Below are 17,096 nucleotides of genomic sequence, written 5' to 3' on the forward strand. Positions count from 1 at the left end.
TTAAGGTTTAGTAAAACTTGGGGTCGAGTTAGGGCTCCCCGTCATCCGCATGCTGAGCATTATTATCTCATTTCTACCGGATAGTATAGTGAGCACATTCCCTGTTATTTTAAGGCCCATTCTCGGAAATGGGTTTGTGGTGGGTGTTTTAGCTGTGCTGATCATGGAGCATCTGATCTTTAGGGAAAAAGTAGGATCCCACCAGGGGCGGCAATAGGAATATCATCGAAAAAAAGGAATGGCTAGTAGTTTTGGGACAACAGTTTTTCCTAGAGAGTCTAATTGCGTTCCTCCGGGCGGAAGAAAATTAGTATTGACAAATATATTATAGTGGACTAAAATTGTCCTATATAGGCATTCCGAAGGTATTAATATTTCTTTGTTGCTTAGTACACTTTTTTGCCTGTAAAGGAGGGATAGGATGTCTGGATTTGGACAACGATTGAAATACCTCTTCACTTCTACCAATGGGCTTGTTTTAACTGCTATTGCCATTACCGGACTGCTGGCTGCCTTGATGAGTACTCTGTCTGGTCCCATGGCCGAATGGGGTGTCAGAGAGATTACCATTAAAGTTTTGGGTATGAAGCTTGTGGAGGCAGAGCGAGAGGGGAGGGTTGTCCTGCTTTACCATTCTTTTTTCATGCCGGTGGTGGCCATTCTCGTTTACTTCATCACAGCCAATGTCCGCATCAAGGAAAATTGGGATTCCTTCATTAACAGCACAGTTACTGTGGGGTATATTACTGCTGTTTGTTCAGGGATTGGGTTTGCTTATTTTGGCCATAGTCCTGCCCTGCATGGGTTGATGCTGGTTGGCTTATCACTGGTATTTTTTGCAGGTGTAATGCTGGCGGGGGCTCTCTGGCCCTGGAATAAGGAGTATTATCTATCACCTGATTCTCCATATGCCCATACCAGAAGAGGGGTAGATTTAGAAAGGGTTGCTTTTTGGGTAGTCACAGTAGCAACTCTTGGTTCCGCTGCATTAGGGGCCTGGGCAGGGGCTTACTACGGCAGTGGTTTTGAAACAGTATTGGCAGAGGATATTGTTCGGCAACCCATCAAAACAACACTGGAACTTGCGGTTGTAGGGCACCTGCACATTATGCTGTCCTTGATCGGAATCACTGCGATTCTCTTGTTGGGACGCTGGTTCGATTTCCACGGTTTTTGGCATCGTCTTGCTATGCCCTTGTTGATCATTGGATCCATTACCATGACAATTGGTTGTTGGGGGGTTGTCTCCTTCCAGAGTATTGCCCACATAATCATTTATACAGGCTCTTTATTCGCTCTGGCAGGGGCACTCTTTCTAGTAATTTTCGGTATACCCGCATTGGTCAGAGATTATCTAAACCAGTGGAAGATCAAGAATGCAACTGCTGGGCAGAAAATCAAGGCACTTCTCTATGATCCCCTGAAATTCGGTGCATTGTGGCAGATAATTTTTATGAATTTTACTACCACTTTTGTGGGGATCTTTATGGCCATCAAATTGGATAAAATTTTCCGTACCTGGCCCTTGCGTGAAGAACGCATCGAACTGGCAGGGCACTGGCATATTCTGGCTTCCATCATAGCTATCGCGCTTCTTCTTTATTTTGTAGATCAACTTAACTTGAAGGGTTTACCCCGCCGGTTATTCGGATGGACTGTTATTATCGGAGCAGATCTTGCCTTTGCAGCAATAACTGTCTTTGCCATGAAGAGGCTGTTTGTCAGTGAATACATGCAGCAGCCTGTTGTGAACCTGACCATGCTGCTGTCAGAGATCGGCCTTGGGGTGACAATGGTTTCCCTTGCCCTCCTATTAGTCTGGCGTTTGGTGGACCTGTTCAAAGCCGATGGACTTTGGAAACAAGAACTGCAAGAAGCGGATACCAGCAGTTTTACCGGCAAGCCGGCAAGTATGTAAAAGGTATCAACAGAACAGTGGCAGGAGGTGCTCAGTTTATGAAAAAGATTACGCTCATTGTTTTCCTGATATGCTGTTTGACACTGCTTTTCGGCTGTGGTTCCATACCGGAAACGCCGGAGGCTGTAAGCTTATATAAAGATGCGGGTATTGCTCCAGATACCTGGGCCAAGGTACCGGCCGGGTCCTTTTTCAAGGGGCAGTTCAACCACCCAACTGAGATTAACTATGACTACGAGATAATGACAACAGAAGTCACCAATGCCCAGTATGCCCAGTACCTTGGAGAGGCATTGGCGGCCGGGAGGATTAAAATCAAAGACGGGAAAGTTTTGGGACCGTACCCTGGGGATAAGTACCACGAAGGTAAACATGAAGAAAAGATCGTGGCAGGAGACTACCTGCACATGGATCTGAAAGATTCCGCCTGCAGGATCTCATTTGATGGTGATCGCTTCAGTGTAAAACCAGAATATGAAAATCACCCGGTTACCATGGTTACCTGGTTTGGGGCTAAAGCCTATTGTGACTTCTATGGATACCGGCTACCCACAGATGACGAGTGGGAAAAAGCTGCCCGGGGCACAGATGATCGTCCTTACCCCTGGGGTGAAGGGGTGAGTGAGGGCAAATTCAATTATCAAAACAGCAATGACCCCTTCGAAACAAAAGCTGGGTACAGTGATACAACTCCAGTAGGATTTTATAACGGACAAAAATATGGAGATTTTCAGACCATCGATGCCAAGAGTCCGTACGGGTTATATGATATGGCCGGCAATGTCGGTGAATGGACAGGAAATATTTATTACCAGGTGCATTACCGAAACATCCGTGGGGGCAGCAAAGCCACCGGCGCAATTGATGCCCGGGTTTGGAAAACAGACTGCGCCCAACCGGAATGGGCAAGCCCGAGTATCGGGTTCCGCTGTGTTCGAGATTAAAAGAAAATATAAACAATATTTGATTCTCCCTGGGACAGCCAAAAGGTTATCCCAGTTTTTATAATGGTGGTCAAATGGCCTGCTGCTTGCTGTCAATTAGGAATTAGAGAAAAGCTTAGTATTATTGGTAAAATACACTTGACACGATTTATGTATTATTATATTATAATAATTAAATATAGACGATTGTTTCAAATCGAGGTGAGCATGGTGCCACAGCTAGAAACATTTACGACAAATCCTAAGCTGTTTAAGGAAAAAGCTGAACTCTTGAAAGTTCTGGCGCACCCGGTACGTCTCTGTATCGTCAGGGGGTTGATGGCCCAGGATGAATGCAATGTTTCTCATATTCAAAGCTGTCTGGATATGCCGCAGTCAACCATATCACAACACTTAGCCAAACTTCGCGGTGCGGGCATCATAGAAGGGAGACGCTGTGGGCTGCAAGTATATTATAGTGTGATTAATAAGGATGCACGTAAAATTGTGCGGGTACTATTTAGTTAAATAACTTTGCGGCTAATTTTTTTTTACATCGGTTATCTTATTACATGAATATATGAATAAGTGAATATTTAGAGGGCTGTCATGAGTAAGAAGATTGTCATTGATGGAGGAGTTGCAGGTGGAGTCAAGTTGTATCAGGGGTTATCTGGCTTATCGCATTTTTGTACAGAGTGGGTGATGGGTGGATTTACAAACCGGTGAGCGATGAAAAAAGCAATGCACCAGATTATATAAAAAAATAGATGGGGATGAGTGATTTATATGCCGATGTACGAATACCAGTGCCAGAAATGCGGTGAGAAATTTTCGGTTATTGTCAATTGGTTTAAGAGGAACAAAGTGAACTGTCCTAAATGCGGCAGTACAAATGCCAAACGACTGGTATCAACTTTTTCCGTTAATTCTCCTGGCTGTGGAGATAACAGGAAAAGTCCCTTCAGCTGAAGGTAAAAAAACAGGGCAGTTGCCCTGTATCAAAAGCAGACAGAGGGCTTTAAGGGTACTAGTTTGAAGCGAAAAAGGTAAGGAGGGGAGAAAAGCTATAAAAGAAACTCAAAAGAGCAGAACAAAATAATTAGTAAAAAAGGAGAGGATACCATGAACATTAAGGGAACAAAAACAGAAAAAAACCTGGCAGCAGCATTTGCAGGTGAATCTCAGGCAAGAAACAAATATACATACTTTGCATCTGTTGCAAGAAAGGAAGGCTTTGATCAAATTGCTGCAATCTTTGAAGCAACTGCAAACAATGAAAAAGAACAACGCAAAGCTTTGGTTTAAGGCTCTGGGTGAACTTGGAGACACAGCAGCTAACTTGCTTCAGGCCGCTGAAGGTGAAAACTACGAGTGGACTGACATGTATGAAGGCTTTGCCAGGGAGGCAGAGGAAGAAGGCTTTACTAAGCTTGCAGCACAGTTCAGAATGGTTGCACAGATTGAAAAGGCTCATGAGGAAAGATACCGTGCACTCCTCAATAATATCGAAATTAAAGAGGTATTTGAAAAAGCAGATGAAACCATGTGGGAATGCCGCAACTGCGGACATCTCGTAATGGGCAAGAAAGCGCCCAAAATCTGTCCCGTTTGCGCACATCCACAAAGCTTCTTTGAAGTCAGGAAAGAAAATTATTGATAACCCCGCAAGTACGATCGGACCTGCTGTGACTTTTGGATACATTGCTGTAATACAAAATAAAAAAAAGAGCCCGCTAATTTTCGGCGGGCTTTTTACCTATTATTTACTGTTCCTGCTGTTCAAAAACCTTGTACTGAGGTTCCTGTTGTTCCAGGTAATTCACTCGACCCTTAATTCCGTTTTTAATCTCCTCCAGCTGTTTGGAATAATCAGAAAACATCTTCTGAGCGTTTTATCCTGCGTATCCAGGGCAAAGGTTTTTAATTCTGCTGTAGCACTTTCCAGTGAAGCAAGTACCTGGTTTACTTTTACTCCGATTGTCACATCTATTCCCCCTATAAAATTATTATTAATACTATTTTGTGCTCTTAATCCAAGATCAATTCTGGTTAAACCAGACATTTGTAACAAAATAATGATGACATCTTCCGTACGCAGTACCGTTTTGACGGAGTAACAAAACCTTCTTCCCACAATACATGCAATAGGGAACCGTCCCCGCCGCATCGTCCACACAGAAACAGAAATGCACCAGGAACCGTCCCCGGTGCATCCACGCAGAAATGCGCCGGGAACCGTCCCCGGTGCATCTAAAAAAAAGGAGGTTGCTCTATCCATTGCGAATAATTGTTAGGGGAGGTGACAGCAGCGGCGCAAGGCGCAATATCGCTGTAAATTAATATGCCTGTTTGGAGATTTCGCAATACAAGTATTATCTATCCAAAATATAAGCTCCTGGAGGGCATCCTCGCTGCCAGGGGTTTAAATGCAGATGAACTATCCGGTGCATCTCGGCTTGATCCATATCAGGTACCCGGTATGGAGCAGGTGGCACGCCGCATTGCCCAGGCTGCTTCCAATAAAGAAAAGGTGCTCATTTTTGGTGATTATGACTGTGATGGGATCTGCAGCACGCTGATCATGATGCGGTTCCTGGAACGCTGTGGTGCACTTGCTGCATTCCACCTGCCGTCACGCCAGGATGAGGGTTATGGCATTCGTCCAGATCATGTGGAGCGGGCGGTTGATGAAGGCTTTGACCTGATTGTAACTGTGGACAACGGTATTTCTGCATTTCAGGCGGCAGAAACAGCACAGGTTCTGGGGATTGATCTGGTTATTACAGATCACCATGAGCCTCAGGATAAGATACCGGAGGCACCTGTTGTTGACCCAAAACTACCCGGGTCCAGCTGTTACCGTGAGTATTCGGGTGCAGGTGTTGCCTATCTAACCTGCTGTGCTGTTGCCCAGCTGCTCGGCCGCCCGGAGCCTGAGGATTTTTTGGATCTGGTGTCATTGGCTACAGTTGTGGATGTTTGCCCCTTGACAGGTGATAATTTCGTTTTGGCGAGGAGAGGCCTCTTACAGATGAGAAGCAGCTTGCGCCCGGGACTGCAAGCCTTATTTAACTGTAATAATCAGTATCAGATTACCGGACGGACCATGGGTTGGATCCTGGGGCCGCACATCAATGCCGCGGGGAGGTTCGGTGATCCTCTCCTGGCATACAACCTGCTTTCCGCAAAGACACCGGAGGAGGCAGAGCCCCTTGCTGCGGAATTGAAAAAAGTAAATACAGAGCGCAAGAACGCGGTGGAAGTAATCAAACAAGAGTGTCTTTCCATGTATGACGGCTCCTATTTTCCCCTCCTGGCTTCACCGGACTGGCATGAAGGGATCGTCGGTATCGCTGCAGGCCGGCTTGTGGATGCGGTATCACGGCCGGCAGCGGTCGGTGCTATCTGCGGTGAAGAGGCGCGATTCTCCGCAAGATCCTTAGGGAAATTTGACCTGGTAGAGGCCCTGGCTGAGTGCCAATCCCAAACCGGGGCTTTGCTTAGATTTGGTGGGCATAAATTGGCAGCGGGTTTCTCCCTTAACTCAAATAATATTCCTGAGGTGAAGGGTTTTTTGAATAAATTTGCTCAGGAGTGTCTGCAGCCGGAAGACAAGGTACACTGGATCGAAGTAGATGCTTCTCTTGCTGCTGTGCCGCCGCCCAGCGAAGTGGCCTCTCTGGATTATCTGGAGCCGCACGGAAAGGATAATCCAGAGCCGACCTTCTATATCAATGACCGCGCAGTTGATGTAAAAAGCGGTACTGGATGGACACTGGTCAGGCTGAATTCCGGCTTGAAATATTTTACCTCACAGCCGATACAGGCAGGGGATAGAGTGCATACTGTTCTCTCACTGGCTGTTGATGAATACAACGGTTTTCAAAATATAATCGGCAATGCCAGAGATGTGCGCCCCTTCCTCTGTTCCAGAAACAATCTGTTGCAGCAATACTTGAAATGGAGGCGGGGCGAAGAGATCACAGAACTGGCAGAAAAAATATTTCATGAACTCGATCTGGAGCGTACAGGAGATAACAACAAAACGAACCTTTTCTTGAGCCCCACTTTTCTGCGCTTTGGAATTGTGAAGGAGGGGAGGAAAAGATAAGTGAACCTTTTTCTTTCATCACTGGCCATAATAGGCGAGAAATATCTGTTTCAAGATAAATACCTTGTCGTTCCCGGCTACCAGGCAGGAAATGTTCTATGTAAAGGCCTGATTCAATCCGGGGTGAATTGGGTCAATCTGCGCCCGGAGACCCCCACAGGCCTTGCCCTTCGGATAGCTGGGGAGCATCTGGCCATACACCGGATCTCTGTGCTTTCCGGAAATCTTTCCTTAATTATAGTGGAAGAGTTACTGCAGAAGCTTCAAGAGGAGGGAAACCTCAGGTATTTTGCCGGGCAGAATATCACACAGGGCCTGGCAGCGGCCTTATCCTCAGCAATTTCTGAGTTGAGGATGTGCGGCATCAGCAGTGATGCCCTTCTGGAAGAGCATTTCATTTGCCTGGGAAAAGGCAAGGACATGAAACTGCTGCTTCAGGAGTACGAAGATTATCTTTTAGAGCACAGTTACCTGGATCAACCAGGACTGCTCTCATTGGCCTTGAATCTGGTCCCCGCTTACCAGGCTGAAGATGCCGGAGATGGCGGAGATGCTGGAGAAGGCGGAGACGCAGAAGATGATCAGCCCATCTACCTGGTGCCCTCTTTCTACCAATGGAAACCCCTGGAGAATAAACTGATCCGTAAACTTGCCAGAGACCGTTTGCTCTTCTTGCCTGTGGAAACAATTGCCATGAAAGAAGAGCTGCCTGTGAACACAGATGTTGAGCTTTTAAGCTGGCTGCATATGCCGGAACTGGCTCCATCCCCAGTGGGAGATGACTCGGTGAGCTTTTTCCATGCTTACGGTATCACCAATGAACTCAGACACGTTCTGCGGCTGGTACAGGAAAAGAAAATACCCCTGGATCAGGTCAGTGTAGCCTGTACTAAGGATGAGTATATACCGGCACTTTATTCATTATCCCGTATGATGGGATTTGGTTTAACTGTCTTCGAGGGCATACCTGTCGCTCTCACCGGTCCCGGGAAAGTTTTGCAGGAGATTAACAATTGGATCTCTGAGGACTTTTCAGTCAGCGCCTTGATCGATCTGTTTACAGCTGGGGATGTGGTGCTTAAATCTGAGCAAAGTGAGGAAATCCCCTCTATAGCAGCAGCCCGCCTGCTGAAAACTTCCGGCATCGGATGGAGCAGAGAACGCTATCTGCTGCTGGTAAAGCAGGCCAGACATCACCAGGAGAGTGAAAACGCTGACAGGCTTTCTTCTTTGATACAGTCTCTGTTTAAGCGGATCCCTTTAGAAAATGAAGAGGGAAAGGTGTATTTTCGTGATTTCTGCAGCGGTCTGGCAGAGATACTGCAGATTTTGTCCAATGTTAAAGACGAACTGGACAAGGCAGCATTATCGACCATTACCTCCTGTCTGGAACAAATCGCCGCCTTTTCCAAACTTGAATTAGGTATAGAAGAAGCGGTGGAAAAGACTGCTGATATGCTAGAGAGCCTGCGGGTAGGACAATCCGGACCCAAACCGGGAGATGTACACCTCACAAGCTACCGCAATCTGATCTGGTCGGGGCGTCCCTACACCTTTGTTGTGGGCCTGGATGCCGATACCTTTCCCGGTGCTTTCCGTCAGGACCCGGTGCTTCTGGATTCAGAACGACAGATGATCCACGCTGATCTGCCTCTGGGACTCGATAAACTTGAGGAAAAACAGTTTCTAATGGCCACAGCATTAGCATCACGAAGGGGAGAAGTGGTGTTGAGTTACCCCTCATATGATGTTGTGGAGAACCAGGATGCTTACCCGGCCTCGATTCTTTTGCAAGTGTACCGGCTGCTGGAGGGAGATGCGGATCTTGATTATTCAGATCTGCTGAATTTTCTGGGACACCCGGTTGGATATTGCAGTCAGCATGGTGACAACCCACTTGATGAAGTGGAATGGTGGATCTATCAAAACCTTGCCGGAAACCTGCAGGATGCCGCAGTTGTGGGAAAATGCTACAAAGGTACTGCCCGCAGACTTACATCTGCCAGGGCCAGGCAGGAGGATGTGCCGACAGAATATGATGGAGCTCTGACGAGATACGGCAGCACCGCTCCCTGGGGCGGGGAGATCCTCTCCTGCAGCCAGATCGAATATCTGGCCAGCTGTCCTTTTGCCTATTTTCTCAGGTATGTGCTGGGGATCTACCCTCCGGATGAGGTATCTTATGACCCCACAAGGTGGCTTGCTCCATTAGAGCGCGGCAGTCTACTCCACAGCCTCTTCTGCAGCTTTATGCGCAAGATAGCTATAGAAGGGGAAGTAGTAGATCCGGTAAAACATAAAAATATTCTTTTGGAGATGGCCGGTGAACTGGTTGAACAGTATAAGGATAAGATTCCACCACCAAGTGATCTTGTTTTGCAAGGTGAAACCAACGAGATACTGGAGTGTTGTGAGGTTTTTCTGGCAACAGAAGCGCGCAGGAATTCCATCCCCTGTTATTTTGAAGTCCCCTTTGGTTTAGGGCAACAAGAAGTGGAAAAAGCGGGCTGTGGACTGGCAGATCCCGTTTGCCTGGATCTGGGTCAGGGTCGAATTCTTGCTTTCCGCGGCAGGATCGACAGGATCGACCAGCTGGCAGAGGGAGACTACTGTGTCTGGGATTATAAAACCGGAAGTGCTGCAGATTATGGAGAGCAGCTGTACTTCAACAAGGGGCAGCAAGTGCAGCACGCTCTGTATGCCCTTGCAGCAGAGGAGATCCTGAGGCAGATATCACCTAGGAAATCTGCAAAAGTTCGCTTTGCGGGCTATATTTTCCCCAGCAGAAAGGGAGAGGGTTGGGATGTCTCCCATCCTGTTAAAAACAGAGAACTGCTGGTAAGTTTATTGAATACAGCATGCGAGGTTGTGGAGAGCGGCACCTTTGTGGCATCCCATGAAGCTTCAAGATGCCGCTACTGCGAGTATGCAACGGTCTGCATTCCGGAATCAGCAGTGCAGCGGGCAAAAAATCTTGTTGGCAACCGCATTGCTGTTCGGCTGGACCCCTGGAGGAGGCTGCAGGAATATGTCTAGGGTTATTCTACAAGATGAAACCGCACGCCAGGCGATTATAAGTGATCTGGATACCTGCCTGTTGGTGGAGGCGGGGGCGGGATCCGGAAAAACAACCAGCCTGGTGCAGCGCATGGTTGCTCTGATCAAAGAGAACCGCTGCCAGGTGGATACCCTGGCAGCGATCACCTTCACCCGTAAGGCTGCTGCAGAGTTGAAGGGGAGATTCCAGCTTGCCCTGGAAGAGGCTTTTGCTGAAGAGAGCGATCCGGTAAAGAGGGTAAGACTGGATCAGGCTCTGGGAAAACTGGGACGCTGTTTTGTGGGTACTGTTCACTCCTTTTGTTCCACTCTGTTGAGGGAACGCCCTGTGGAGGCGAGAATAGATCCTGATTTTGGAGAGTTGGAGGAACTGGATGATGCTGTTTTGAGGAGCAGGGCCTGGGATGACTACCTGCTGCAGATGCAGTTAACAGATCCCCAGGCACTAAAAGTTTTGAGCGATATCGGCTGTGACCCCGGGGAGCTCAAAGATTTTTACGAAACACTGCTCAATTACCCCGATGTTGAAATTGTGCAAAAGGCAGTTCCTATGCCTAACTTTGACGAGATCCGGCACGAATTATACAGCTTTCTGGACTGGGCGCAGGGGCTCCTGCCGCAGCAGGTGCCGCCAAAGGGATGGGACGCCCTTCAAAAACTGATCAGAAAAGGGATCCAGCACCGCGATATCTTCGATTTGGAGGAAGATTTGAACCTTCTTGAGCTCTTGTCCGAACTTGATCGGAAGCCAGGTATAGTCAAGAATCGCTGGGATGATCCCGATGATGCCCAGGACGCTCTCGATGCATTTGAAAAGCTTAAAGAGGAACACATCTTGCCCTTTTTGCGGCAGTGGAGGGAACACTGCTACTGTGTTTTAGTGGATTTCGTACAGCCGGCTCTTGATTATTATCGAGACTTGAAGGATGAACGATCAAAGCTCAACTTTCAGGATCTTTTATTGCAAGCGGCATCTCTGCTCAGAGATAATCCGGAGGTGCGCTGTTACTTTCAGGGGAGGTTTACTCACCTTCTGGTTGATGAGTTTCAGGATACCGACCCCGTTCAGGCAGAGGTGATGTTCTACCTGACAGGAACGGATCTGGCTGAGAAAAACTGGTACCGCTTGATACCGCGACCGGGTTCCCTCTTCGTGGTGGGTGACCCCAGACAGTCCATTTACCGCTTCAGGAGAGCGGATATTGACACCTACAATGAGGTTAAAAAGCTTCTTGAGGCCAGCGGCGGCCGGGTGCTAACCCTGACAACTAATTTCCGTTCTGTTAAAGCTATAGGGGGATGGGTTAACAGTGTGTTTCATGACGTCTTTCCCCAACAAGCCATACCCTGCCAGGCGTCCTTTGCTTCCATGGACACAGTGCGCTTCGATGGGAAGGGCTGTGACTCCGGCATTAGGTTGATCAGCATTCCCAAGGTCGCGCGCAACAACAGAAGAGAAATCACACAAATAGATGCGGAAAAGATCGCCTCTTTTATCTATAGGGCTTTACATGGAGAGCTTAAACTGGCCAGAACACCTGAAGAAAACAAGATGGGTCTTACAGAGAACCCACAGCCCGGTGATTTTTTGCTTCTGCTGCGCTATAAAGCGTATATGGATGTCTATGCCAGGGCTCTTGAAGATCTGGGTATACCCTTCAGGATTGCGGGAGGCAGCGGTTTTTCCGCATCTCGGGAGATAAGAGACTTGCTGCATCTTTTTCAATCCCTTCTTGATCCGGAAGACCCGATTAAGCTCCTCTCAGCACTCAGAGGCGGACTTTTTGCAGTCAGCGATGATTCTCTGTGGGAGTTCAAAGAGGCCGGGGGTGATTTTCATATTAATGCACAAATGCCGGCTGCTCTGGACACTGATACAGCAAATCTTTTTGATGAGTCCTTTAAACGGCTGCAGGTCTACTGCGAGTGGGTGAGGACACTCCCGGCAAGTGCGGCTGCAGCTAAAATCATGCAGGATACAGGTATCATTCCTACCGCACTTGCAGGTGAACAGGGTAAGGCACAGGCGGGTTATATAGTGCAAGGACTTGAGTTTCTCGCTTCTGCTGAACGCATGGGGGTAACCTCCTTTGCTGAACTGGTATCCTTCCTGGAGACCTTAATTGATGCGGGTATCGAAGAGGAGATCGATCTTTATCCCTGGGATGACCAAACTGTCAGGATCATGAACCTGCACAAAGCCAAGGGTCTGGAGGCGCCTGTGGTCATCCTGGCTAACCCCACCAAAGGCGCCGGCTTCGCCCCTTCAATCCATATCAGCAGGGCGGGTGAAAAACCCTGTGGATATTTTCTGATTCAAAAAAGAAAATTTTATAGAGATGAGATTCTGGGGCAACCCGCCGGTTGGGAGCATTTCTCCCAGAAGGAAAAAGAGTATCTGGAAGCCGAAGAAAACCGCCTGCTTTATGTGGCTGCTACCAGGGCAAAAAACTTGCTGGTGGTGAGCATCTATCCTGATAAACCGACAGACAGCCCCTGGCACCTTTTCAATAAAAACCTCACCACTGCGACCGTATTGGATGATCAGGGAAGTAGTGGTATGATCAGTTGTGAAAAAAATGAATCTTCCCTGAAACCCGCAGACATGGAAGAGGCAAGGGGCAATTTCCTGAATCATGAGAGCAGCATCAATCTTCCCAGTTACCTGGATACAGCTGTTACCTCCCTGGTCAAAAGCAGCGGCAGCTTCCCGTCCAGGGTGATGACGGGGCGCGGTTTTTCCTGGGGAAGAACGATCCACCATGTGCTGGAGTATTGTGCAAAAAAAGACCAGGATAACCTGGATCTGTTCATAAAAAATGTTTTAATTGAAGAGGGGCGGGTGCCGGAAGAAAAGGAAGAGGTACTTGAGTATGTGAAGGGTATACTGAGCTCCCCCTTCTGGAAAAGGGTGATGCGCAGTAAAAAAAGGTTTGTGGAGGTCCCCTTCGGACAACATGTACCGGGATCACCCGGCAATAATGACACTCTGGTATCCGGGGTAATCGACCTGGTTTTCCTTGAGGAAGAAGGATGGGTTATTGTAGACTATAAAACAGACACAGTGAAGGATGACGAGGAACTCTATAGACTTGTGGATTACTACAGCCCACAGCTCGATTTATACCGCAGTTTTTGGGAAGAGATCGCAGGTGAAAAAGTACTGGAAACAGGTTTGTATTTTACCTCTGTTGACCGGTGGGTTCCCTTAAATTTTGAAGAGAGCAAGCAAGTATTTTATAAGCAAACGATAACAGGAGGCGACAGCAGTGAAAAAAGGTGAGGATCTCCTCAGTCTGCAGGAAGCTATGCAGCTAAACCGCAGAGATGTACGCGATATTTACAAACAGTATGCCAATCCAGGTCTGGCAACAATGATGGGCTTGATCAACTTCGACAAAAAATTTGTGCGGGCACAAGGGGTATCTGTCTGGGATGATCAGGGAAATGAGTACCTGGACTTCCTTGGGGGATACGGCGCACTCAACTTTGGGCACAACCACCTACAGATTGTAGAGGCAGTACAACAGGCAGGGGAACTACCCAATTTGCTGCAGGCCTCTTTAGGCACACTTTATGCCGCACTTGCCTATAACCTGGCCCAAATCACGCCAGGAGAACTCTGCAGGACATTCTTTGGCAACAGCGGAGCGGAAGCGGTGGAGGGTGCCCTCAAATTAGCCAGGGCAGCCACCAAGAAAACGCGGATTATACACTGTGAGGGATCATTTCACGGAAAAACATTCGGTGCCCTCTCGGTTACCGGAAAGAGCAAATACCAGGATCCTTTCAAGCCTCTTCTTCCGGGGTGTGAGGCGGTTCCTTTCGGAGATCCAAATGCTCTGGAAGCAAAACTGAGAAACAGGGATGTGGCTGCTTTTATTATCGAACCCATTCAGGGAGAGGGCGGTGTGCACATACCGGAAGAGGGGTATTTGAGGCAGGTGCGTGACCTCTGCACTCGGTATGAGACACTGTTGATCTTCGATGAGATCCAGACGGGTTTTGCCCGCACCGGTACGACCTTCGCCTGCCAGTGGGATACAGTTGAGCCTGATATTATGTGTTTGGGCAAATCACTGGGTGGAGGAGTAATGCCCATCTCCGCCTTTACTACTACAGAGGGAATCTGGGATAGGGCTTTTGGCGGAATGGAAAAGTGTGCCTTGCATACATCCACTTTCGGTGGGAATGCCAGGGCCTGTGCGGCAGGGATCGCCTCCATTGAGGTCATGATCAATGAAAATCTTGCGGAGCAGACCCGGGGCAAGGGCGCATATCTGCTCCAGGGACTGCGAGAATTACAGGAAAAGTATCCTGCCTTGATCAAGGAAGTGCGTGGCAGGGGGCTTTTGATCGGAATAGAGTTCAATCAGGTGTCAGGAGGCTTTTTAAACAAGGTTACAGGTGGCAAGCTCAACAAATTTGCGGAAGAATACCTGGCAGCCTTAGTAGCCGGGGAGCTGATGAACAGATACCAGATCATCACAGCCTACACCCTGAACAACCCCAATGTGATCCGGTTTGAGCCTCCACTGATCGTCACCAGGGAACAGCTGGACACCTTGCTGCACGCTCTGGAGGACATTTTCAAAAAACACAGCAGCATCTGGAGTTTAGTTTTGTCCAGTGGGAAGAATCTAATGATGAAATAAGGGATTTTTTATTGTTGCTTTTGTCAGTATCAAGTGCCGGCCTGTCCGGCGAAGATCAGGACTGATGCATGAGTCACAAACATGGCGCTGCACAAGGTGTTTGAGCGATTGGGTCAATTCATTTTATCGCACAAATTGCCTGCCTCTGTTCTCAAAAGAGCAGATATGCGGCGATTTTTGACACGTCAGCACCTGGCAAAGAAAAGGGTGTTTGACTTATATTATGGGTCAGGCTGGTACATTTTTTTAACCAAATAAGACAGCCAGGCACCTGCTGCCGGGATCAGCGGTATGATAAAGGAAGCTGTGACAGTGACAAGGAAATACAATGGAATATCGTGGTAGATTGCGTGCGGCAGGAGGGGGTAAAGGGGATAGAGGGGCGTCTGCCAGATCTGGGCGATGAATTCGAAGACCTCGAGGCCAAAAGGCCACAGGTCTTCTGTGAGGATGAAAAATCCCGGTATGATTCCCGGTAGTTGGCTGAGATAACCCGCTGCCAGTACGGTGAGGGGTGGAATACCCATGGTGCGGTTCCGTAGCAACCCCATCAGGAACAGAACCAGGACATACAAAAACGGTAGACATGAGGAGAAACGGCCGAGATAAAGCACAGGTAGAGTTAAGATGATCAACAAAAGATGGAGCAGGAATAAGTTTCTAACCATAGTACGCAACGATTAATGCACCTCTGATCTTTCTAATACCTGGACATATGGACTATAAACGAAAGCATCGGGAAGAACCCAGTATGAGTTAAAGGGATCCAGGTCGATGCCCTGTTTCAAATAGGCAAACCAGATAAGTTTGGAACAGTACCAGAGGCCATCCTCTGTTTTTGGGCTAAGGATATAAAAGGGTGCTCCAACCTGGGAGCGGCAGTAGGATACAGCCTCTTTTTTTTGCTGTGGATTTGCCCTTACCCTTCCGATAGCTGCCCAGTGGTAACGGTGATAAGCTGTAGGGTGCTCCAGACGAACACCAGTGCTTGTATACATGGTCACCACCTGATTATTCCCAACATATATGCCGGCGTGAGTATAATGGCCGTAAGAACCCCCTGGGTTGCCCCCCAGGATGATATCTCCAGGCTCTAAAACGGATAAATCAAGGTTATTTGATGTGCTGCTGAATTCACCGATACCAAAATGTCCTTTCCCGGCACTGGAAAGCAGCTGCACCCAGGTGGGGGGGTATTCATCCTTATCATAAAAGTGATCTTCTATCAGTTGGGCAAACTGCAGTGAAAGGAATAGAATTACAGCAGCGATTAATACTAGGTTAAACTTTCTCAAAATAAATCACCTCATAAGATAGCTGAAAACTGCCGGAGGCCGGGTTTCGAAATAATAGCACCTTTGATACCTACTCATCTTGTCCTATTACCTGACCAAATGTGAGGGTTGGGGGCTTTCTGTTATTCCCCGGCTGCCGCTTCATCTCGCAGCGGTGCTACCGGAGTTATATACTGATTCAAATTTCGTCGCTGTACAGTTATGATTATAATACAAAAACATCAGAAAGAGAGTTGATTGAGATGCCCATTCTTCAAATAGCCGCAGGTTTTGCTGTCGGGTGGCTCAGTGCACTGCTTGGTATCGGCGGAGGTGTGATCCTGATTCCCCTGATGATTTATTTTTTCAAAGTTCCCATCCAGCAGGCTGTAGGTACATCTCTGGCAGTAATTATACCTACTGCTTTAGTAGGTGCCTGGAAACATTATAATTTAAATCACCTGAATATCAAATTGGCTGTCCTACTCGCTGTCGGTGCTGTAATTGGAGCTTATATCGGAGCACTGTCAGTCAATCTTATCTCACCGGTTCTGCTCCGCAAATTTTTTGCAGTGCTTTTAGTTATCACAGCTGTACGCATGTTTATCTCCTGATATTACATCAGGTCATCAGGTGACTGTCACCGTCAACTCCAGTTTCATCTGTTACGCATGGTGACTGACATCAAGTCTGAAGAATAAACAGTCTTCCTACAAGCACCGCGAAGAAACACGAAAACACGAAAAATGTTCTTGACACACAAAAAAAGAGCGTGCTAAGATAGACAACGCTGTCCCAGCAGACAGCACGAAAGAGAGCTGCAAGTGAGGAGCACCAACAGACAGAAGCTCGCACAAGCGGCACAAAAGAAAAGTCGAAAAATGTTCTTGACACACACAGAAGTGCGTGCTAAGATAGAAAACGTTGCCGCCGGTAGAATCCGGTGACAGCGGCAGGTCTTTGAAAACTGAACAGTCGTGTGAGGTCAGCGTTTAAAAGAACTTAACGGAGAGTTTGATCCTGGCTCAGGACGAACGCTGGCGGCGTGCTTAACACATGCAAGTCGAACGGAGGATGCGGGGAAGCTTGCTTTCCTGCAAACTTAGTGGCGGACGGGTGAGTAACGCGTGGATAACCTGCCTGTAAGACTGGGAT

At 47.8% G+C, this 17,096-nt stretch carries 13 protein-coding genes, 1 rRNA gene and 1 pseudogene; 12 read left to right on the plus strand and 3 right to left on the minus strand.

Translation table 11 applies throughout. The annotated features are described in order from the left end of the window. The first annotated feature begins 421 nt into the window (after window positions 1-421). The 6 genes and pseudogenes from SSCH_RS11660 to SSCH_RS21480 all read left to right on the plus strand — a co-directional run bounded on the left by SSCH_RS11660 (window position 422) and on the right by SSCH_RS21480 (window position 4,501). A complete protein-coding gene (locus tag SSCH_RS11660; protein ID WP_044665614.1) occupies window positions 422-1,918 on the plus strand; it encodes a hypothetical protein in 1,497 nt (498 codons plus the stop codon). A gap of 38 nt (window positions 1,919-1,956) precedes the next feature. Continuing rightward, the gene (locus SSCH_RS11665; protein WP_044665615.1) at window positions 1,957-2,862 is read left to right on the plus strand and encodes a formylglycine-generating enzyme family protein; all 906 of its coding nucleotides are present in this window, start codon (window positions 1,957-1,959) and stop codon (window positions 2,860-2,862) included. A 63-nt stretch (window positions 2,863-2,925) separates the two neighbouring features. Continuing rightward, complete coding sequence (locus SSCH_RS11670; RefSeq protein WP_232294412.1) at window positions 2,926-3,369, plus strand: ArsR/SmtB family transcription factor; 444 nt, start codon at window positions 2,926-2,928, stop codon at window positions 3,367-3,369. 267 nt (window positions 3,370-3,636) lie between these two features. After that, complete coding sequence (locus SSCH_RS17705; RefSeq protein WP_232294414.1) at window positions 3,637-3,813, plus strand: FmdB family zinc ribbon protein; 177 nt, start codon at window positions 3,637-3,639, stop codon at window positions 3,811-3,813. A gap of 153 nt (window positions 3,814-3,966) precedes the next feature. Continuing rightward, window positions 3,967-4,282, plus strand: a pseudogene (locus SSCH_RS21475) (rubrerythrin family protein); the annotation flags it as partial. 138 nt (window positions 4,283-4,420) lie between these two features. After that, entirely contained in the window at window positions 4,421-4,501 is an 81-nt protein-coding gene (locus SSCH_RS21480; RefSeq protein WP_332306935.1) for a rubredoxin-like domain-containing protein, read from the plus strand. 162 nt (window positions 4,502-4,663) lie between these two features. On the opposite strand, the gene SSCH_RS11685 is transcribed toward SSCH_RS21480, so the two are convergent. Continuing rightward, entirely contained in the window at window positions 4,664-4,906 is a 243-nt protein-coding gene (locus tag SSCH_RS11685) for a DUF1657 domain-containing protein (protein ID WP_198142428.1), read from the minus strand. 279 nt (window positions 4,907-5,185) lie between these two features. Between SSCH_RS11685 and SSCH_RS11690 the strand changes: the two genes are divergently transcribed. From SSCH_RS11690 to SSCH_RS11705, 4 genes are read left to right on the plus strand one after another with little or no spacing between them, the layout of a single operon-like run. Beyond that, on the plus strand, window positions 5,186-6,955 hold the full coding sequence (locus SSCH_RS11690) for a DHH family phosphoesterase (RefSeq protein ID WP_052835598.1): 1,770 nt from the start codon (window positions 5,186-5,188) through the stop codon (window positions 6,953-6,955). Next, complete coding sequence (locus tag SSCH_RS11695; protein ID WP_044665617.1) at window positions 6,956-9,991, plus strand: PD-(D/E)XK nuclease family protein; 3,036 nt, start codon at window positions 6,956-6,958, stop codon at window positions 9,989-9,991. It abuts the gene before it with no gap. Further along, a complete protein-coding gene (locus tag SSCH_RS11700; RefSeq protein ID WP_044665618.1) occupies window positions 9,984-13,295 on the plus strand; it encodes a UvrD-helicase domain-containing protein in 3,312 nt (1,103 codons plus the stop codon). The genes SSCH_RS11695 and SSCH_RS11700 overlap by 8 nt, the downstream gene beginning before the upstream one ends. A gap of 25 nt (window positions 13,296-13,320) precedes the next feature. Beyond that, window positions 13,321-14,667, plus strand: coding sequence for an aspartate aminotransferase family protein (locus SSCH_RS11705; RefSeq protein ID WP_044665623.1), 1,347 nt, complete (start codon window positions 13,321-13,323; stop codon window positions 14,665-14,667). A gap of 221 nt (window positions 14,668-14,888) precedes the next feature. Here the strand turns inward: SSCH_RS11705 and SSCH_RS11710 are convergent, their stop codons facing one another. Then, window positions 14,889-15,335: a hypothetical protein gene (locus tag SSCH_RS11710; RefSeq protein ID WP_044665619.1), complete on the minus strand. Its 447-nt coding sequence runs from the start codon at window positions 15,333-15,335 to the stop codon at window positions 14,889-14,891. Window positions 15,336-15,347: 12 nt separating this feature from the next. Continuing rightward, the gene (locus SSCH_RS11715) at window positions 15,348-15,962 is read right to left on the minus strand and encodes a YiiX/YebB-like N1pC/P60 family cysteine hydrolase (protein ID WP_052835599.1); all 615 of its coding nucleotides are present in this window, start codon (window positions 15,960-15,962) and stop codon (window positions 15,348-15,350) included. Between the two features lie 242 nt (window positions 15,963-16,204). Between SSCH_RS11715 and SSCH_RS11720 the strand changes: the two genes are divergently transcribed. Together SSCH_RS11720 and SSCH_RS11725 are read left to right on the plus strand one after the other, a co-directional pair. Continuing rightward, on the plus strand, window positions 16,205-16,555 hold the full coding sequence (locus SSCH_RS11720) for a sulfite exporter TauE/SafE family protein (protein WP_044665620.1): 351 nt from the start codon (window positions 16,205-16,207) through the stop codon (window positions 16,553-16,555). Window positions 16,556-16,943: 388 nt separating this feature from the next. Further along, window positions 16,944-17,096: ribosomal RNA gene (locus tag SSCH_RS11725) — 16S ribosomal RNA — on the plus strand; the annotation flags it as partial.

Source organism: Syntrophaceticus schinkii, assembly GCF_000946815.1.
Lineage (GTDB): Bacteria > Bacillota > DSM-12270 > Thermacetogeniales > Thermacetogeniaceae > Syntrophaceticus > Syntrophaceticus schinkii.